General features: G+C 70.9%; 15 protein-coding genes. 6 read left to right on the top strand and 9 right to left on the bottom strand.

What is annotated here, in order from left to right; all coding sequences use genetic code 11:
* Window positions 1–30: 30 nt before the first annotated feature.
* Window positions 31–2,127 carry a type IIA DNA topoisomerase subunit B gene (locus ES689_RS04115; protein WP_146900536.1) on the bottom strand — a complete coding sequence of 699 codons (2,097 nt, stop codon included), beginning with the start codon at window positions 2,125–2,127 and terminating at the stop codon, window positions 31–33.
* Window positions 2,128–2,345: 218 nt separating this feature from the next.
* Here ES689_RS04115 and ES689_RS04110 point away from each other — a divergent pair, with 218 nt between their 5' ends.
* The gene (locus tag ES689_RS04110; RefSeq protein WP_146900533.1) at window positions 2,346–2,573 is read left to right on the top strand and encodes a hypothetical protein; all 228 of its coding nucleotides are present in this window, start codon (window positions 2,346–2,348) and stop codon (window positions 2,571–2,573) included.
* A 95-nt stretch (window positions 2,574–2,668) separates the two neighbouring features.
* Here the strand turns inward: ES689_RS04110 and ES689_RS04105 are convergent, their stop codons facing one another.
* The 5 genes from ES689_RS04105 to ES689_RS04085 all read right to left on the bottom strand — a co-directional run bounded on the left by ES689_RS04105 (window position 2,669) and on the right by ES689_RS04085 (window position 8,575).
* Window positions 2,669–3,424, bottom strand: a complete 756-nt coding sequence (locus ES689_RS04105; protein WP_146900530.1) for a type 1 glutamine amidotransferase — start codon at window positions 3,422–3,424, stop codon at window positions 2,669–2,671.
* Window positions 3,421–4,680 carry a DUF1727 domain-containing protein gene (locus ES689_RS04100; RefSeq protein WP_146900527.1) on the bottom strand — a complete coding sequence of 420 codons (1,260 nt, stop codon included), beginning with the start codon at window positions 4,678–4,680 and terminating at the stop codon, window positions 3,421–3,423. Before ES689_RS04100 ends, ES689_RS04105 begins: the two co-directional genes overlap by 4 nt.
* Window positions 4,681–4,684: 4 nt before the next feature.
* The gene (locus tag ES689_RS04095) at window positions 4,685–5,992 is read right to left on the bottom strand and encodes an RNA polymerase sigma factor (protein WP_146900524.1); all 1,308 of its coding nucleotides are present in this window, start codon (window positions 5,990–5,992) and stop codon (window positions 4,685–4,687) included.
* Window positions 5,993–6,224: 232 nt separating this feature from the next.
* Complete coding sequence (locus ES689_RS04090; RefSeq protein ID WP_146900521.1) at window positions 6,225–7,565, bottom strand: nitrate/nitrite transporter; 1,341 nt, start codon at window positions 7,563–7,565, stop codon at window positions 6,225–6,227.
* Window positions 7,566–7,660: 95 nt separating this feature from the next.
* The gene (locus ES689_RS04085) at window positions 7,661–8,575 is read right to left on the bottom strand and encodes a proteasome assembly chaperone family protein (protein ID WP_146900518.1); all 915 of its coding nucleotides are present in this window, start codon (window positions 8,573–8,575) and stop codon (window positions 7,661–7,663) included.
* 86 nt (window positions 8,576–8,661) lie between these two features.
* On the opposite strand from ES689_RS04085, the gene ES689_RS04080 reads away from it, so the two are divergent.
* From ES689_RS04080 to sucB, 3 genes are all read left to right on the top strand, one after another.
* Entirely contained in the window at window positions 8,662–10,137 is a 1,476-nt protein-coding gene (locus ES689_RS04080) for a leucyl aminopeptidase (RefSeq protein ID WP_146900515.1), read from the top strand.
* A 153-nt stretch (window positions 10,138–10,290) separates the two neighbouring features.
* Window positions 10,291–11,664, top strand: a complete 1,374-nt coding sequence (lpdA, locus tag ES689_RS04075; RefSeq protein ID WP_146900512.1) for a dihydrolipoyl dehydrogenase — start codon at window positions 10,291–10,293, stop codon at window positions 11,662–11,664.
* Between the two features lie 88 nt (window positions 11,665–11,752).
* Window positions 11,753–13,279, top strand: coding sequence for a 2-oxoglutarate dehydrogenase, E2 component, dihydrolipoamide succinyltransferase (sucB, locus tag ES689_RS04070; protein WP_146900509.1), 1,527 nt, complete (start codon window positions 11,753–11,755; stop codon window positions 13,277–13,279).
* A gap of 23 nt (window positions 13,280–13,302) precedes the next feature.
* Here the strand turns inward: sucB and ES689_RS04065 are convergent, their stop codons facing one another.
* Window positions 13,303–14,634: a hypothetical protein gene (locus ES689_RS04065; protein ID WP_146900506.1), complete on the bottom strand. Its 1,332-nt coding sequence runs from the start codon at window positions 14,632–14,634 to the stop codon at window positions 13,303–13,305.
* A gap of 123 nt (window positions 14,635–14,757) precedes the next feature.
* On the opposite strand from ES689_RS04065, the gene ES689_RS04060 reads away from it, so the two are divergent.
* On the top strand, window positions 14,758–15,480 hold the full coding sequence (locus ES689_RS04060) for a DUF4191 family protein (RefSeq protein ID WP_146900503.1): 723 nt from the start codon (window positions 14,758–14,760) through the stop codon (window positions 15,478–15,480).
* An 87-nt stretch (window positions 15,481–15,567) separates the two neighbouring features.
* On the opposite strand, the gene ES689_RS04055 is transcribed toward ES689_RS04060, so the two are convergent.
* The gene (locus ES689_RS04055; protein ID WP_223269365.1) at window positions 15,568–16,008 is read right to left on the bottom strand and encodes an RDD family protein; all 441 of its coding nucleotides are present in this window, start codon (window positions 16,006–16,008) and stop codon (window positions 15,568–15,570) included.
* Between the two features lie 138 nt (window positions 16,009–16,146).
* Here ES689_RS04055 and glnA point away from each other — a divergent pair, with 138 nt between their 5' ends.
* Complete coding sequence (gene glnA, locus ES689_RS04050) at window positions 16,147–17,571, top strand: type I glutamate--ammonia ligase (RefSeq protein WP_123546042.1); 1,425 nt, start codon at window positions 16,147–16,149, stop codon at window positions 17,569–17,571.
* 88 nt (window positions 17,572–17,659) lie between these two features.
* Here glnA and ES689_RS04045 read toward each other — a convergent pair whose 3' ends face one another.
* The gene (locus ES689_RS04045) at window positions 17,660–19,105 is read right to left on the bottom strand and encodes a UDP-glucose/GDP-mannose dehydrogenase family protein (protein ID WP_146900500.1); all 1,446 of its coding nucleotides are present in this window, start codon (window positions 19,103–19,105) and stop codon (window positions 17,660–17,662) included.
* Window positions 19,106–19,196: the final 91 nt, after the last annotated feature.

Raw genomic sequence — 19,196 nt, 5'->3', positions numbered from 1 at the left:
TCAGTCTGACCCTGCGGCCGCCGTGGTGGATCAGACGTCGATGCGCTCCCGGCTCAGGCCGGCGCCGTCGATGATGAACTCCTTGCGGGGAGCCACCTCGTTGCCCATCAGCAGCTCGAAGACGCGGGCGGCAGCCTCGGCGTCGTTCACCTGCACCCGCCGCAGCATCCGACCCGAGCGGTCCATCGTGGTCGTCGCGAGCTGCTCGGCGTCCATCTCTCCGAGCCCCTTGTAGCGCTGGATCGGGTCCTGGAACTTCTTGTTCGAGCGGCGCAGCTTCGCGAGGAGGGTCTGCAGCTCTTTCTCGGAGTACGTGTAGATCGTCTCGTTCGGCTTGCTGCCGGGGTTGATCACGACGACCCGGTGCAGCGGCGGCACGGCCGCGAAGACGCGGCCCTCCTCGATCATCGGCCGCATGTACCGGAAGAAGAGCGTGAGGAGCAGCGTGCGGATGTGCGCGCCGTCGACGTCGGCGTCGCTCATGATGATGACCTTGCCGTAGCGCGCGGCGTCGATGTCGAACGACCGGCCCGACCCCGCTCCGAGCACCTGGATGATCGAGGCGCACTCGACGTTCGAGAGCATGTCGCTGACCGACGCCTTCTGCACGTTGAGGATCTTGCCCCGGATCGGCAGCAGCGCCTGGTACTCGCTGTTGCGGGCGAGCTTGGCCGTGCCCAGCGCCGAGTCGCCCTCGACGATGAAGAGCTCGCTGTTGCCGACGTCGTTCGAGCGGCAGTCGACGAGCTTGGCCGGCAGGGACGAGTTCTCGAGCGCGTTCTTGCGCCGCTGGGTCTCCTTGTGGGCCCGCGCCGCGATGCGCGACTTCATCTCGGAGACGACCTTGTCGAGCACGAGGGCCGTCTGGGCCTTGTCCTCGCGGCGTGCGGACGCGAAGAGCTCGGCGAAGCGCGTCTGCACGACGTTCGCGACGATGGCCCGGACGGCCGGCGTCCCGAGGATCTCCTTCGTCTGGCCCTCGAACTGCGGCTCGGGGAGGCGGACCGTGAGCACGGCCGTCAAGCCCGCCATCACGTCGTCCTTCTCGATCTTGTCGGTGCCGACCTTGAGCCGTCGTGCCGCGAGCTCGACCTGCTGCCGCATGAACTTGAGCAGCCCCGCCTCGAAGCCCGTCTGGTGAGAGCCGCCCTTCGGCGTCGCGATGATGTTCACGTAGCTGCGCAGGACGGTCTCGTAGCCGCCGCCCCAGCGGAGGGCGATGTCGACCTCGCACTCTCGCTCGAGCTCGGTGGCGACCATGGCGCCGCCCTCGGTCAGTACCGGGACCGTCTCGGTGTACGTGCCCGTGCCGGTCATGCGCCAGGTGTCGGTGACCGGCGCGTCGGGGGCGAGGAACTCGACGAACTCGCTGATGCCGCCGTCGAAGCGGTACGTGCTCTCGTGCGGGAAGCCCCCGTCTGTGAGCGACCCGGGCCGCTCGTCGCGGATGCGGAGCGTGAGCCCGGGGATGAGGAACGCCGTCTGGCGCGCGCGCCCGGACAGCTCGTCGGGCTGGAAGGACGCGCCACGGGTGAAGATCTGGCGGTCGGCCCAGTACCGGATGCGCGTGCCGGTCACGCCGCGCTTGACCTTGCCCACCTCGCGGAGCACGCTGCCCGAGACGAACGGCGTGAACGGCGCGTCCGGGGTGGGCGCGCCGTCGTCGGCGAACGTGCCGGGCTCGCCCCGGCGGAACGACATCGCCCACGTCTTGCCGCCACGGTCGACCTCGACGTCGAGCCGCTCGGACAGCGCGTTGACCACGGACGCCCCGACGCCGTGCAGGCCGCCCGACGAGGCGTAGGAGCCGCCGCCGAACTTGCCGCCCGCGTGCAGCTTGGTGAAGACGACCTCGACGCCCGTCAGCCCCGTCTTGGGCTCGATGTCGACGGGGATCCCGCGGGCCGTGTCGCGGACCTCGACGCTGTCGTCGGCGTGCAGGACGACGTCGATGGCGTCGCCGTGCCCGCCGAGGGCCTCGTCGACCGAGTTGTCGATGATCTCCCACAGGCAGTGCATGAGGCCTCGCGAGTCGGTCGACCCGATGTACATGCCGGGACGCTTGCGGACGGCCTCCAGCCCCTCGAGGACCGAGAGGTGGCGAGCCGAGTAGTCCGACGTGGCGATGGTGTTCTCCTGACGCGAGGCAGAGCCGACCGGCGGGAATTCCGGAGGGAGGGGTCTGGTTCCATCCTACGAGCGCCCACGGACAGTCCCGGGAGGCGCTCGCCCCCCTCCGTCACTACGCGATGAGCGAAATCGGCTCGGATCGCACCCGATACCCGGGAGCGCGTGTTTTGATGAGGTCTTCACATCCACAGCACCACCGTCAGGAGGAGCATCACATGACTCAGATGGCCACCGACCACACCGCCGTCGACGAGCTCGGCTCCCGCTACCAGCTCTCCGCCGCCGACCGATGCGACAGCTGCGGGGCGCAGGCCTACGTCCGCGCGACCATGGCCAGCGGCGAGCTGCTGTTCTGCGCGCACCACGGTGCCAAGGTCAAGGACAAGCTCCAGCCCACCGCCGTCGAGTGGCTGGACGAGAGCTCCAAGCTCCACCAGAACTGACGTCGTCCGGGGAACAGCACCCCGGCGACGCGACGAAGGGCCCGCATCCGTGAGGACGCGGGCCCTTCTCGTCGGTCGGGGCGCGCCGGACGACGTCACATGGCCTTGAAGGCCCGTTCGAGGTTCTCACGGATGACCCGCTGCGACTGCTCCGCGTACTCGTCGAGCTTCGCGTGCGCCTCCCCCGCGTGGTACGAGATGCTGCGACGCGTCAGCGCCGCGCGGAGCACCCGGTCGCTCAGCGCCGGGTTGAGGGGCAGCAGCGGCCCCTTGAGCTGCGTCCCGAAGGAGGCGCCGCGCACGACGCCCTCGGCGCCGTCGGTCCCGTTGCCTCCACCGTGCACCACGCGACCGAAGGCCTCGACGCCGGCGCCGAGCTCGAGGTGGGCGGCGTGGTCCTCGAAGCCGAAGAGGGTCAGCTCGTCCCCGCCGTAGGTCGTCGTCACCTGGAAGTAGTTCGTCCGACGCGGGGCGCCCCGTCGCACCGTGGCGTCGAAGAACCCGATGCCGGGCACGGTCTCGCCCTGCTCGGTGACGACGCCCTTGGTCAACAGCTCCATGCCGCCGCCGACCCCGATCACGGGGACGCCTGAGGCGGCGAATCCCTCGAGTGCGGGCAGGAGCCGCTGCGCGTCGACGCTGACCGAGCGGACTCCCGAGAGCGGTCCGTGCCCGAGGAGCACGACGTCCGCCACGGTGGGCACGTCGTCGCCCACGCGGTACTCGACGACCTCCGTCTCGAGCCCCGCCCGCCGGGCCCGCGCCACGAGCGTCGCCACGTTGCCCCGGTCGCCGCTGACGCCGAGCTGCTCGGGGTAGAGGTGGACGAGGCGGAGTGTGTCGGCGCTCACGCGGTCTTCTCCAGGTCGGGGTGGCCGAGGATGCGGCGGGCCAGCATCATCTGCTCGTAGTTCGTGACGAAGTGCTTCGTGCGGTCGCTCGGCGAGGGCAGAGCCCTCATCAGCTTGATCGCCTTCGCGATGTCCTCCTCGATCACGTGCACGGGGATGCCCTCGTGCTCGAGACGCAGTGCGAGCTGCCACGCCTTGGCGCCGGCGAGCACGTCGACATGGTCGAGGCGTGAGAAGTCGATGTCGTAGATCCACGAGATGTCGGGCGTGCCCTCGTCGATCGCGAGCATGACCTGTTCCGTGTCCTGCGGGAGCGCGTCGAGGTTCAGCTGCAGGCTCGCCGCGTTCTTGAACATGATGAACTCGGCCTCGTCGGCGCCGAGCGACATGCGCTCGCCCCGGCCGTAGGCGGGCTTCATCGTGTCGAAGGCGCGGGCCACCGCCTCCTGCTCGACGGTCCGCCCGAGGACGACGGACGCGGTCTGCAGTGCCGCGGCCGCGTCGACGGCGTAGTGCAGGCCACGGGCGGGCAGCCGCACCTCGACCGTGGACTCGCCGACACGGATGCTCGCCCTGTCGCCGTCCATCCGCACGACCTCGGCCTCGACGGGGCGCGTGGCGTCGGCCTCACGGGAGAAGTCGTCAGCGTTCTGCAGCCCGTTGGGGGCAGCGGCGACGACGTCGGCGGCAGCCCCGAACCGGGTGACCGTCTGGCCCGGCTGCGCCTCGTAGGGCGCGAGGTGCTGGTCGTCGCGGTTCGTCACGACGGCACGGGTGGCCAGGGCGGCGGTGTCCGTCATCATCGTGCCCACCCGCTCCGTCTCGAAGAAGCGGTACAGCTGGTCGACCTGCACGTTGAGCATCAACACCGTCGACGGGTGCAGCGACCGGGTGAGCTCGACGGCGAAGGCCTCGTCGACCTCGATCACGCCGATGTGGTGCTTGACGTTCCCGAAGGGCGTCACCTCGCGGAGGAACGCCGAGGCGATTCCCTGCGGCAGGTTGGCGCCGGTGGGGTTCGTGAAGACCCGCAGCCCGTGGGCACGCAGGGTCTCGGTCAGCATCATCGTGGTCGTCGACTTGCCGTTCGAGCCGAGGACGAAGACGACGCCCTGCTCGAACTGGGACGAGACGTGGGTGAGGAAGTCGGGCGCCAGCGCGAGGACGGTGCGGCCGGGATAGGCCGAGCCGCCGCCGCGGAGACGCGCGACCGCACGGACGAGACGGCCCGCGAGCACGGGCAACAGGTATCGCACGGGCCTACTCGAGGTAGTCGCGGAGCGACTGCGACCGGGACGGGTGGCGCAGCTTGGCCATCGTCTTGGACTCGATCTGGCGGATGCGCTCACGCGTGACGCCGAAGGTGTCGCCGATCTGGTCGAGCGTCTTCGGCATGCCGTCGCCGAGGCCGAAGCGCATGCGGATGACGCCGGCCTCACGCTCGGACAGGCTGTCGAGGAGCGACTCGAGCTGCTTCTGCAGCATGGTGAAGCCCACGGCGTCGGCGGGGACGACCGCCTCCGTGTCCTCGATGAGGTCGCCGAACTCGCTGTCGCCGTCCTCGCCGAGGGGGGTGTGCAGCGAGATGGGCTCGCGACCGTACTTCTGGACCTCGACGACCTTCTCGGGCGTCATGTCGAGCTCACGGCTCAGCTCTTCGGGCGTGGGCTCGCGACCCAGGTCCTGCAGCATCTGGCGCTGCACGCGGGCGAGCTTGTTGATGACCTCGACCATGTGCACGGGGATGCGGATGGTGCGGGCCTGGTCGGCCATGGCGCGGGTGATGGCCTGGCGGATCCACCACGTGGCGTAGGTCGAGAACTTGAAGCCCTTCGTGTAGTCGAACTTCTCGACCGCACGGATGAGGCCCAGGTTGCCCTCCTGGATCAGGTCGAGGAACTGCATGCCGCGGCCCGTGTAGCGCTTGGCGAGGCTGACGACCAGGCGCAGGTTGGCACCCAGGAGGTGGCTCTTGGCTCGCTGGCCGTCGCGGGAGACCCAGCGGAGCTCGCGCTCGAGCTCCTTGCTGAGGCCCGTGCTGTTCGAGAGCTTGTCCTCGGCGAAGAGACCGGCCTCGATGCGCATGGCGAGCTCGACCTCCTCGGCGGCGTTCAGAAGGGCCACCTTGCCGATCTGCTTCAGGTAGTCCTTGACGGGGTCGGCGGTCGCACCGGTGATCGTCGTCGAGTAGACGGGCATCTCGTCGTCGTCGTCCTGCGAGATGACGAGTGCGCCCTTGGGGAGCACCTCAGGAGCTGCTGCCTTGTCGCCGGCGTCGTCCGCATCGGTGTCTGCCGCGTCGACGTCGGCGGGCTCGGCCTCGTCGTCCGCCTCTGCCGCCTTCGCCGCCTTGGCGGCTGCCGCCTTGGTGGGTGCCGCCTTCGCCGGTGTCGCCTTCTTGGCGGCGGGCGCCTTCGCCGCGGTCGCCTTCTTGGCGGGCGCCCGCTTGGCGGGTGCCTTCTCGGGCGCCGAGGGCGCCTCCTCGGTCGTCGCGGGCTCGTTCTCGAGCACCGCGCCGTCGGTCACGGTCTCGTCGACGACCGTGGTCGCCTTGCTGCGAGTAGCCATGCGAACACCTTCCACTTCATCTGCACTGGGTCTTCCGGGCGCACTGGTCTCGTCGGGCAGCGCACGGGCCTTGCGGGCAGCACCGCGCCTTTCGGGCAGTACTAGGACCCATGTCAAGTCCGCGCAGACGAGCGCACCGATGAGGGTCGGGCACCTGCACGGGACATGAACGGGTCCGACTCCGATTATTGCACGTCTGGTCGGCCACGCCGACCACGGTCCCCTCCCGTCGTCAGGAACTCCGTCGTCTCCGGGCCTGCCACTTCCGGTTGAGCGCGACCCACAGCGGCGCCACCTGGATCCCCTCCTCGAGGTGCAGCAGGCGCCGAGTCCGCCTGCGCTCCAGGACGAGCCCGACGACACCTCCCCCGATGACGACGTACTGCACGAGGAAGGCGATCCGGAACGAGTCGAACGAGAAGAGGTCGCTCGTCCCCCCGCCGGCCACCCGCGTCGCGTCGAGCTGGTCGAGCACCACGCCGATGAGGAACATCATCACGAAGCTCGCCAGGAACCCTCCGACGTTGACGATGCCGTTCGCGACGCCGAGACTGCGGACGGGGTTGAACGAACGGGCGAAGTCGAAGCCGATCAGGCTGCCGGGGCCGCCTACGCCGAGCACCACCACCAGGACGTAGGCCAGCCAGTGCGGCGGCTGTCCAGGCCATGCCAGCACGACGGTCCAGGTGATCCCGAGGGCCGTGACGATGCCGAGGACGAGGTTCGAGCGGCGCAGGGGGAAGCGCGCGGTGAGGAGTCCGAGGACCGGGCCGGCGACGACGCCGGAGGCCACGAGGAGCGTGAGCATGCCGGACGCCTGTGCGGCGGAGAACCCGAGGGCCCCGACCAGGAACGGCACGCCCCAGAGCAGGCTGAAGACGGTCCCCGACGACTGGGTCACGAAGTGGGACCAGAACCCGAGGCGAGTGCCCGGTCGCCGGACGCTCTCCGCGAGTTGACGACCGGCGTCGCGCCAGGTCGTGCCGGCGGACCCGGCGGGACGGCCGAGGGGCGAGTCGCGCACGACGAGGACCACGAGCACGACGGCCACGACGGAGAGTCCCGCCGCGCCGAGGAACGCCGGGCGCCATCCGCTGCCGTGCAGGACGAGCGAGAGCGGAACGGCGGAGAGCACCTGCCCGAGCTGCCCCACGTTGCCGGTCCACTGCGAGATCTGCGGCAGGATCGGCCCGCGGAACCACGCGGGCAGCAGGCGGATGACGCTGATGAAGGTCATCGCGTCGCCGGCTCCCACGAGCACGCGCCCGGCGATCGCCACGCCGATGTGCGGGGGCGCGAACGCGACGACGGACTGCCCGACGACGAGCAGGACACCGCCGGCCACGATGAGCGCACGGGGTCCGACCCGGTCGAGCAGCACGCCGACCGGGATCTGCAGACCCGCGTAGACGACCAGCTGCACGACGGCCAGGGTCGACAGCGTCGACGCGGAGATGCCGAAGATCTGCTGCGCCTCGACGCCGGAGACGCCGAGCGAAGAGCGCTGCAGGACGGCGACGACGTAGGCGAGGACGGCAGCGCCCCAGACGAGCCAGGCACGCGACGAGTTCACCCGACGACCCTAGTGGCCGCCCCGGCCCTCCGTGCGGGGCACGGGCGAGGCCGCGGGCACGAGAGCGAGAGGGCCGCGAACCGCGCGGCGGCCCCTCAGGCCTCGTCGTCGGGGCGGCGCCCCGCGAGGAACCGCTCCAGCTCGGCAGCGAGGACGTCCGCGGACGGGACCTGCCCGTCCTGGTCGGTCAGCGGCGACGGGAGGGGGTTGCCCTCCATGTACGTGTCGTGCCTCTCCTCGAGCGTGGAGACCAATCGGGAGAGCTCGTGGTTGCCGTGCACCTGCTCGTCGACCTTGGCGAGGAAGTCGCGCCCCTCCGAGCGGAGCCGGTCGGTGGGGAAGATGAGCCCCGTCGCGGCGCTGATGCTCGAGAGGGCCGCCACGGCGGCGTCGGGGAACTCGGTGTCCGCGAGGTAGTGCGGCACGAGGAGCACGAAGCCGGCGGTCGGGTGCCCGGAGTCGCCCAGCCGCTGCTCGACGAGGTGCAGCGCGTTCGCCGGGGCCTGGGTGACGGGCCGCCAGACCGAGAGGGACTCGACGAGATCGGCGCGGTTGCCGCTGACGGTCACCCCGATGGGCCGTGTGTGCGGCACCGGCATCGGGATCGAGTGGACCCAGGTGGTGGTGGACACCCGGTAGCGGCGGACGAGGTCGACCACGGCTGCAGTGAACCGCTGCCACTGGAAGTCGGGCTCGAACCCCGACAGGAGGAGGAAGGGCTGGCCGATGTCGTCCGTCACGAGCCGGAGCGACAGGGTAGCGGTCGCGACCTCGGAGATGTGGTCCTGGTCGAAGGTGAAGACGGGGCGACGGGCGCGGTAGTCGAGGAGCTCGTCCGCGTCGAACGACGCGACCATCGAGTGGTCGAGCTCGGCGACGAGGAACTCGGCGAGCTGCCCTACGGCGCCCCCCGCGTCGGAGGAGCCCGTCAGTCCTGCGACGAGGGGCAGCCCCTCGGGAACGTCGGAGGCGTCGGGAGCGAGGTCGTAGAGTCCGGCGGGGTCGTGCATGCCGTCAATGCTAGGCAACGCGCCCGGCACCGGCCTGCTCCGGCGACGTGCCCTGAGCGAACACCCGCGGTGGCTACGATCGAGGGATGACCGAGCTCTTCCTGTCCACCACCCGTTCCCCCGCAGCCGAGGTCGAGGCCGACGTCCTCGTCGTAGGCGTCGTCACGGGAGCCGACGGCCCCTCGGTCACCCGCGACGTGCCCGGCCTGCCCTCCGACCTCCGGGCGCTCGGCGTGACCGGCGCCCGCGACGAGCTCGTCCGGCTCCCGGGGACCGGCGCCGCCGTCGTCACCGCCCTCGTGGGGCTGGGCGACGTCGTCGACGCGGAGGCCCTCCGCTACGCGGCCGGCGCGGCGATCCGACAGCTGACCGGCGTCGACCGCGTCGTGCTCGACCTGCCCGTCTCGACCGAGGCGGAGGCGCTGGCGGCCCTCGAGGGCGCGGCCATCGCCTCCTACGAGTTCGACGCGTTCCGCGGGTCGTCGGCGTCCGAGTCGAGGCGTCACGCCCGGACGCTGGTGCTCGCCGCCGACCTCGAGGTCGAGGAGCCGACGGTGCGGCAGGCGACCGTGGTCGCGCAGGCCGTGCACACCGTCCGGGACCTCGCCAACACTCCCCCGCAGCAGATGTTCCCGCAGGCCCTCGCCGACCACGCCGTCGAGCTGGCCGCCGACCTGCCCCTCGACGTGACCGTCCTCGCCGAGGACGAGCTGCGGGAGGGCGGGTTCGGCGGCATCCTCGGCGTCGGCCAGGGGTCGAGCCGCGGACCTCGTCTCGTCAAGGTCGTCTACTCGCCGGAGGGCGCGTCGAAGCACCTGGCGCTCGTCGGCAAGGGCATCACGTACGACACCGGCGGGCTCTCGCTCAAGCCCGCGGGCAGCATGCTCGGCATGAAGGACGACATGACGGGCGCCGCCACCGTGCTCGCGGTCGTCGTCGCCGCCGCGCGGCTGCAGCTCCCCGTCCGCCTCACCGCGTGGCTCTGCGTCGCCGAGAACATGCCGAGCGGCACGGCCATCCGTCCCGACGACGTCCTCACCATCCGGGGCGGCACCACCGTCGAGGTCACGAACACCGACGCCGAGGGCCGCCTCGTCATGGCCGACGGACTGGTCGCCGCGAGCGAGGAGCAGCCCGACGCGATCGTCGACGTCGCCACCCTGACCGGCGCCCAGGTGGTCGCGCTCGGCACGCGCACGGTCGGGGTCATGGGCAACGACGACCTCGCGGGTCGCGTGGTCGAGCTCGCCGACCGTGCCGGCGAGGCCGCCTGGCGCATGCCGCTGCCGGGCGAGCTCCGCAGCAGGCTCAAGTCCGACGTGGCCGACCTGGTCAACGCCACGCCGGGCAACACCGCGGCCGGCATGCTGCTCGCGGGCGTGTTCCTGAACGAGTTCGTGGGCGAGAAGGAGGGCACGGGAACGCCGCTGCCCTGGGCTCACCTCGACATCGCGGGCCCCTCCAACAACAAGGGCGGCGGCTGGGGCTACACGGGCAAGGGGTCGACCGGCGTTTCCGTGAGAACGCTGCTAGAGCTGGCCCGCGACTTTTCGGCTGCGTAGTAGGGTCGAGGAGGCGGGAGCGACCCGCCGAGATCGGTCCCCCGGGCGACGCCGCCTCCTCCTCACCGAGGTGGACGCGGACGCGACGCCGACGTCACCACGACGGCGTCCTTCCCGCCTCGGGTACCTCCGAACGCACGAGGGAGTTGCTGGGTGTCGGAACAGAATTTTGACCTGGTGGTGCTCGGTGGCGGCAGCGGCGGATACGCCGCGGCCCTGCGGGCCACCGAGCTGGGGCTGAGCGTCGCGCTGGTCGAGAAGGACAAGCTCGGCGGCACCTGCCTCCACCGGGGCTGCATCCCGACCAAGGCGCTGCTGCACTCCGCCGAGGTCGCCGACGTCTCGCGGGAGTCAGCGAAGTACGGGGTGTCGACCGACTTCCACGGCATCGACATCCCCGCCGTGACGGCCTACCGCGAGGGCGTCGTCGCCAGCAAGTACAAGGGCCTGCAGGGCCTGGTCAAGGCGCGGGGCATCACGGTCATCGAGGGCGAGGGCCGTCTGACGTCGCCCACGACCGTCCAGGTCGGCGAGACCACGCTGACGGCCAAGAACGTCGTCCTGGCGACCGGCTCCTACTCCCGCAGCCTCCCCGGCCTCGAGATCGGCGGCAAGGTCATCACGAGCGAGGCCGCCCTTGCCCTCGACCACGTGCCGGCCCGTGTCGCCATCCTCGGCGGCGGCGTGATCGGCGTCGAGTTCGCCAGCGTCTGGAAGTCCTTCGGCTCCGACGTCACGATCGTCGAGGCTCTCCCCCACCTCGTCCCCAACGAGGAGGAGTCCATCTCGAAGCAGTTCGAGCGCGCGTTCCGCAAGCGCGGCATCGGCTTCTCGCTCGGAGTCCGCTTCGAGAGCGTGTCCCAGAGCGACGACGGCGTCGTCGTGACCCTGGAGGACGGCAAGACCATCGAGGCCGACCTGCTCCTCGTGGCCGTCGGGCGCGGCCCCTCGACCCAGGGCCTCGGCTTCGAGGAGGCGGGGGTCACTATCGACCGCGGCTTCGTCATCACCGACGAGCGACTCCGCACCAGCGTCCCCGGGGTCTTCGCGATCGGCGACATCGTCCCCGGCCTGCAGCTCGCGCACCGCAGCTTCCAGCACGGCATCTTCGTCGCCGAGGAGATCGCGGGCCTGGCGCCGCAGGTCATCGAGGACACCAACATTCCCAAGGTCACCTACTCCGACCCCGAGGTCGCGTCCGTGGGCCTGACGGAGGCCAAGGCGGCCGAGAAGCACGGTGCCGACAAGGTGACGAGCTACGACTACAACCTCGCCGGCAACGGCAAGAGCCACATCATCGGCACCAGCGGCTCCGTCAAGGTCGTCCGCGTCGTCGACGGTCCGGTCGTCGGGGTCCACATGATCGGCGCCCGTGTCGGCGAGCTCATCGGCGAGGCCCAGCTGGCCGTCAACTGGGAGGCCTACCCGGAGGACGTCGCGCCCCTCGTGCACGCCCACCCGACCCAGAACGAGGCCCTCGGAGAGGCGATGCTGGCACTGGCCGGCAAGCCGCTCCACGCGATGTAGTCGCGTCCCCTGTCACACCCGCAGCACCCGCACACTTCCGCACCACCCGATCACACAGACACACGATGTCTTCGAAGGAGTCCCCCGCATGAGCGAATCCGTCAACCTCCCGGCACTCGGAGAGAGTGTCACCGAGGGCACGGTCACCCGCTGGCTGAAGAACGTCGGCGACCGGGTCGAGGTCGACGAGCCCCTGCTCGAGGTCTCGACCGACAAGGTCGACACGGAGATCCCCTCCCCCGTCGCCGGCGTCATCGAGGAGATCCTCGTGCCCGAGGACGAGACCGTCGAGGTCGGGACCGCTCTGGTCCGCATCGGGGACGGCAGCGGCCAGGGCGGCGACTCCCCCGACGACGCCCCGGCAGAGCAGAGCTCGCAGCCCGAGGCCTCGGCCGAGGGCGGCCAGGACGAGGCGGACGACGCCGTCGTCGCGTCGTCCGCGGCACCGGCCCCGGGCGAGGAGTCGGACGCCGACGCGCCCGCGCCTGCCGACGACGTCGACCCTGCCCCGGCTGCCGAGCAGCCTGCCGACCAGGCACCGGCCGTTCCTGCCACCGCCCCGGCCGCTGCGGCTGCCCCCGCCGCAGCGGCACCCGCAGCGGCGGCGCCGCCCGCAGCAGCTGCGCCGGCTGCCGCTCCGGCGCCTGCTGCCCCCGCACCCGCTGCCGCTCCGGCAGCGGCGCCGTCGGCCTCGTCCGACGCGTCGCAGGCTCCGACGGGCTACGTCACTCCCCTCGTTCGGAAGCTCGCGAACGAGAAGGGCGTCGACATCTCGACCCTCAGCGGCAGCGGGGTCGGCGGCCGCATCCGCAAGGAGGACGTGATCGCCGCAGCCGAGGCCGCAGCGACCTCGTCGTCGACAGCCGGCTCGTCGGCACCCGCGCCCGTCGAGGTCTCGCCCCTCCGCGGGACCACCGTGCCGATGACCCGCCTGCGCAAGGTCGTCGCTGAGCGGGCCGTCCAGTCGATGCAGGCGATGGCCCAGCTCACGAGCGTCGTCGAGGTCGACGTCACGGCCGTGGCCACGTTCCGTGACGCGAACAAGGCCGCGTTCCTCGAGAAGACCGGGAACAAGCTCTCGTTCCTGCCGTTCTTCACCCTGGCGGCGGCGGAGGCGCTCAAGGCGCACCCGAAGCTGAACGCGACCGTCGACGGCGACTCGATCGTCTACCCCGACCACGAGAACGTCAGCATGGCCGTCGACACCGAGCGCGGCCTGCTCACGCCCGTCATCAAGGGTGCATCGGACCTCGACCTGGCCGGCATCGCTGCCCAGATCGCGGACCTCGCACAGCGGACCAGGGACAACAAGCTGAAGCCCGACGAGCTGGCGGGCGGCACCTTCACGGTGACGAACACGGGCTCGCGCGGGGCGCTCTTCGACACCCCCGTGGTGTTCCTCCCCCAGGTCGCCATCCTGGGCACCGGCGTCGTCGTCAAGCGTCCCGTCGTCGTCCAGGTCGACGGCGCCGATGCGATCGCTGTCCGTTCGATGGTCTACCTGGCTCTGTCCTACGACCACCGCATCGTCGACGGCGCAGACGCGGCTCGGTTCCTCGTGGCGGTCAAGAGCCGCCTCGAGGCGGGTGACTTCGCCGGCGTGCTGGGGATCTGAGCCACCACGCCTAACGGCGCGGGTCAACCGCGCAGCACCTCTCTGAGTCGCCAACCGGCCTCGGTCCTCACCACGAGGACCGAGGCCGGTTCGTCGTCCGACGTGCGGCAGGCGAGGAGCACGGTCTCCCCCAGCCGCTGCACCTCGGACACCACGTCCGTGGGCAGGACGAGGTCGTCGACGGCTTCGATGTCCGTCAGCACCAGAGAGTCGCCTGCCGAGACGGGCGAGCCGGCCTGGTCCACGTCAGCGAGGCACGACGTCGAGGGCTCTCGCGCGCAGGTGACACGGGCTCGGAGCAGGACCGTGGCGGCGGCGATCGCGTCGTCGCCCCGCACGGCCGTTTCCTCCTGGCTCACGGGGTCGTCGGCAGCCCCGTCGTGGACGGAGGCGACAGCCCCCGGGTCTCCGTCAGGAGGGGCCGCGTCGGAGGTCGACCCGGTGGACGGCGTCGGGGCGGGCTGCACCGTGTCGGCCGACGGGACGTCGGATCCCGAGTTCCCCGGGACGACCGCGGCGCCGACCACGAGCGAGAGGACCACGAGCCCGCCCAGCACCCAGGAGCGTGGTCTCACCGACCGCAGGCGGCCCAGGACGGGCACGGCGGACACGGCCTCCCACCAGTCCGCGAGCCCGTCCAGCAGGGCGGACTCGGGCAGGACGCTCGTCCAGCCCGACCTCGTCGGCTCCGCAGGCGGAGGTCGCCACTCGACCCTGGACGCTGCCGTGTCGGCGCTCGGGACGACCGTCGGCAACGGCACCGGCCGAGCCAGGTCGTGGACCCGCTCCACGAGCTCCTCGACGCTCGCCTCCGTCCCCATCTCGTCCGTCAGCCGGTCCCGTTCGTGAGGGGGCAGCTCGCGGGCGACGGCCCGCACGAGAGCCAGGGCGCCGCCCGGCACCGATCCGGGCGGCTGAGCACCGAGCCGGGCCACGCGGCCCCCGACCAGGACCGGAGCACCCCTGCCGTCCACCTCGACCTGCTCCAGGCCGACGTCGTCGAGCACGGTTCCCCGCCGAGCGAGATGGGCGACGGCCGCGATCACGGGCAGGAGGATCGTCACGGCTTCTCCGCCCGACATCGTCCCCCGCCGTCGGGCCCAGACGTCGAGTCGCTCGCCCGCCGGCCCGTCCGTGACGACGACGAGGACGCCGTCGCCGTCGGCCAGCACGTCGAGCGGCCGGAGGAGGTGCGGGTGCTGCGTCGAGTCGGCCGCCGCGACGAGGGCCGGCGACGAGCGACGAAGCACCACCCGTCGCCCTCCCGGGGACGTTCCCTCGACCGTGCCGCCCGGAGGAGGAGGCCAGACGGACCCCTGGTCGAGGCGGTACGGGCCGAGCGACGAGGTGACCATGGGCCCAGCGTGGCCGTCGCGGGGTCGCTGCCCCGCACCTCCTCGTGCTGGCCGGGGAGAGACGACGACGTCGAGCGCCCGGGGAGGACCCACGGCGGCCCCCGACCCCGTATCCTGGTCTGCATGGCACGTCGCACGTCACCGGAGAACACGTCCCCGAAGCCGCCCAAGGAACCGGGCCGCTTCACGCAGATGTGGCAGGTGTTCAAGATGACCCGCCGCGTCGACAAGACCGCGCTGCCGCTGATGCTGCTGGCGCTGCTGCTGCCCGTGGCGGCCGGGGTGCTCGCGGGCCTCTTCCTCTCCGCCGGCAACGTCCTGGCACTCGTCCTCTACATCGTGGTCGGCGTGATGCTCGGCATCTTGCTGCTGCTGATCGTCCTCGGACGCAAGGCGGAGAGGGCCGCCTACTCACAGATCGAGGGGCAGCCGGGCGCCGTCGGCGCAGTCATGAAGAGCGGCCTCCGCCGCTCGTGGCGCGCCGCGGAGATGCCCGTCGCCGTGCAGGGCCGTTCGCAGGCCGCCGTCTACCGGGCCGTCGGCAAGGGCGGCGTCGTCCTCATCGGCGAGGGCTCGGTCGCCCAGACCAAGAAGCTCGTCGACGAGGAACGACGGAAGGTCGCGCGCATCCTCCCCAACGTCCCCATCACGGTGCTGCACGTCGGCCCCGACGCCGAGTCCGTGCCGCTGCACAAGATCGCCGGCCGCATGAACAAGATCAAGTCGTCGCTGAACCGCAACGAAGTGCTCGCCGTGAGCAACCGCCTCCAGTCGCTCGGCAAGAACGGCCTGCCGATCCCCAAGGGGGTCGACCCGTTCAAGGTGCGAGCCGGACGCCCGCGCTGATCCACGCCGGCCGCTGACCGGACCAGCCACAGACGGAGGCGCCCGTCCCCTCGAGGGGACGGGCGCCTCCGTCTGTTGTGGCGTCCGTCAGACGCGGACGAGCACGGTCCCGGCCACGCGGTCGTGCAGGCCTCGCTGGTCCTGGTCCCAGACGACCGCGGGGATCACGAGGGCGAGCAGCAGCGTGCGGACGACCGGGCGCCAGAGGCCGGTGCGCCCGCCCGCCATCGGGACGAGGCGCATGCCGAGGACGAGATGGCCGACGGTGCCGCCGAGGGTGACGAGGAACACGATCTGCACGACGCTGAAGACGACCGAGATGGCGAGCCCCTGGCCGTCGAAGAAGGCGAACGCGACGACGTAGGCGATGGCCCAGTCGATCGACACGCCAGCGAGGCGGCGGCCGACCCGGGCGATCGACCGAGGACCCGTGCGGGGCAGGCCGAGACGCTGCCCCGGCCAGTCCTGGCGGGGCGCCTCGCCGCCGTCCACGGGACCGGACGGAGGTCGGTATCGGTCGTCGTGCATGACGCAGAGCCTACCGACGCGACACCCGTAACATCTCTGAAACAATGAGGACACCGCGACGAAACGGCCTCGCCATAACGTCGTCGAAGGCTGCGTCCGGCAGTCTGACCGATCTGAGCCCATTGGAGAGACACCTAGATGTTCACCGATTCTTCCGAGGTGCTGAAGTTCATCACGGACACCGACGTCAAGTTCCTCGACATCAGGTTCACGGACCTCCCCGGCGTCCAGCAGCACTTCAACATCCCCGCGTCCACGGTCGACGAGGAGTTCTTCTCCGTCGGCCAGCTCTTCGACGGGTCCTCCATCCGCGGCTTCGCCTCGATCCACGAGTCGGACATGCAGCTCATCCCCGACGTGACCACCGGCTACGTCGACCCCTTCCGCGCCGAGCGCACCCTCGTCCTCGTCTTCGACATCTTCAACCCGCGGAACGGCGAGCTCTACAGCCGCGACCCGCGCCAGGTGGCCAAGAAGGCCGAGAAGTACCTCGCCTCCACGGGCATCGCCGACACGGCGTTCTTCGCCCCCGAGGCCGAGTTCTACATCTTCGACGACGTCCGCTACGAGGTGAAGCAGAACGCCAGCTTCTACAGCGTCGACAGCGAGGAGGGCGCCTGGAACACGGGCCGCGTCGAGGAGGGCGGCAACCTCGCCAACAAGACTGCCTACAAGGGCGGGTACTTCCCGGTCAGCCCCGTCGACAAGACGGCCGACCTGCGCGACGACATCAGCCTCAAGCTGATCGACTCGGGCCTCGAGCTCGAGCGCGCGCACCACGAGGTCGGCACCGGCGGCCAGCAGGAGATCAACTACAAGTTCGACACGATGGTCCACGCGGCCGACGACATCCTCAAGTTCAAGTACATCGTCAAGAACACTGCCGAGCAGTGGGGCAAGGTCGCGACCTTCATGCCCAAGCCGCTGTTCGGCGACAACGGCTCGGGCATGCACACGCACCAGTCGCTCTGGAGCGACGGCAAGCCCCTCTTCTACGACGAGAACGGCTACGGCGGTCTCTCCGACCTGGCGCGCTGGTACATCGGCGGCCTGCTGAAGCACGCTCCCGCCGTGCTCGCCTTCACGAACCCGTCGATCAACTCGTACCACCGACTGATCCCCGGCTTCGAAGCCCCCGTCAACCTGGTGTACTCGGCCGGCAACCGCTCGGCCGCGATCCGCATCCCGATCACGGGCACGAACCCCAAGGCCAAGCGCATCGAGTTCCGCGTCCCCGACGCGGCGTCGAACCCGTACCTCGCCTTCGCCGCCCAGCTGATGGCCGGTCTCGACGGCATCCAGAACCGCATCGAGCCGCATGAGCCCGTCGACAAGGACCTCTACGAGCTGCCCCCGGAGGAGGCGAAGGGCATCCCCCAGGTGCCGGCGTCCCTCGACGGCGCCCTCGACGCGCTCGAGGCGGACCACGCGTTCCTCACCAAGGGCAACGTCTTCACCGAGGACCTGATCGAGACCTGGATCGCGTACAAGCGCGAGAAGGAGATCCTGCCGATGGCGCAGCGCCCGCACCCCTTCGAGTTCGAGCTCTACTTCGGCGTCTAGTCGACACCAGCTCGGCTGTCGCCGGACGGCGCGCGAGAAGGCCCGCACCCCCTCGGGGTGCGGGCCTTCTCCCGTCGTGGCCGCGACGTCAGGCGGGGAGGCTGCTCCCCGCGAGCACGCGACGCTGAGCCGGGGTGCGGCGACCGCCGAGCGGACGCACCTCCCAGCCGCCGCTCGACCACACCTCGGCGTCGAGCGCGTTGCGGGCGTCGACGACGACGGGGTTGGCGGCCAGCTGCGCGAGTGCGGAGGGCTCGGCGCTGACGAACTCGGGCCACTCCGTCAGGAGCAGAACGGCGTCGGCGTCGGTGACCGCCTCCTCGATGTCGTCGGCGAACGACAGGGTGGGGAAGCTGCGCTGGGCGGTCTGGGTCGCCTCCGGGTCGACCACCAGCACCTGTGCGCCGCGCAGGTGCAGGGCGGCGGCCACGTTGAGGGCCGGCGAGTCACGGACATCGTCGGTGTGCGGCTTGAAGGCCGCGCCGAGGACGGCGATGCGGCGGTTCAGCACGGAGCCGCCGCACGCGTCGATGGCCTGGTCGATGACCCGCTGGCGCTGGGCCATGTTGATCTCGTCGACCTGCTGCATGAGGCCGACGGCGCGGTGGGCGCCCAGTTCGTTCGCACGGTACATCAGCGCACGGATGTCCTTGGGCAGGCAGCCGCCCCCGAAGCCGAGCCCTGCGTTGAGGAACTTGCGGCCGATCCGGTCGTCGTAGCCCAGGGCGTCCGCGAGCGTCGAGACGTTCGCCCCCGCGGCCTCGCAGAGCTCGCTGATCGCGTTGATGAACGAGATCTTCGTGGCCAGGAACGCGTTCGCGCTGACCTTGACGAGCTCGGCCGTGGGCAGGTCGCACGAGATGACCGGCGTGCCCGTCGCGATGGGCTCGGCGTAGACCTCGCGGAGGATCGCCTCGCTCCGGACGTCGGTGCCGCCGAAGACGATGCGGTCGGGACGGAGGGTGTCCTCGACGGCGTGGCCCTCGCGCAGGAACTCCGGGTTCCACACCACGTCGGCCGAGACCCCCGTCGGCAGCGCGCCGGCCACGATCTCGCGGAGGCGAGCCGCGGTGCCGACCGGGACGGTCGACTTGCCGACGATCAGGCCGTCGTGGCTGAGCGACTCGGCGACCTTGCGGGTCGCCTCCTCGACGTAGCTCAGGTTGGCTGCGTGGCTCCCCCGGCGCTGCGGAGTGCCGACGCAGATGAAGTGCACGTCGGAGAGGGCGACGGCCTCTGCGATGTCGGTCGTGAAGAGCAGGCGTCCGGACTGGACGTGTCGCAGGATCAGCTCGGGCAGGCCCGGCTCGAAGAAGGGCACTCGGCCCTGGCTGAGAGCCTCGACCTTCGCGGGGTCCGTGTCGACGCCGATGACGTCGAAGCCCATCTCGGCCATGGCGGCGGCGTGGGTGGCGCCGAGGTAGCCGGTTCCGATCACGCTGATGCGGGGCCTGGTCGAGGCCGACGTCACGGCGGCGTCGACGGACTGGGGGTCGGTGCCGGCGCCGTCGGCGGGGCGGGTGTTCTCGTTCATGATGCGCTCCTCGCGATCTGGGGTGCTGCAGTCAGGGGTGCTGGGGCGGTTCTGGTGGCGGAGGACGGAGCCCGCGAAGGCGATCTGCCCG

The organism is Frigoribacterium sp. ACAM 257, from assembly GCF_007954365.1.
Lineage (GTDB): Bacteria > Actinomycetota > Actinomycetes > Actinomycetales > Microbacteriaceae > Frigoribacterium.
Note: the sequence above shows the minus strand (reverse complement) of the source record. Positions and strands in the feature narration are given on the sequence as shown.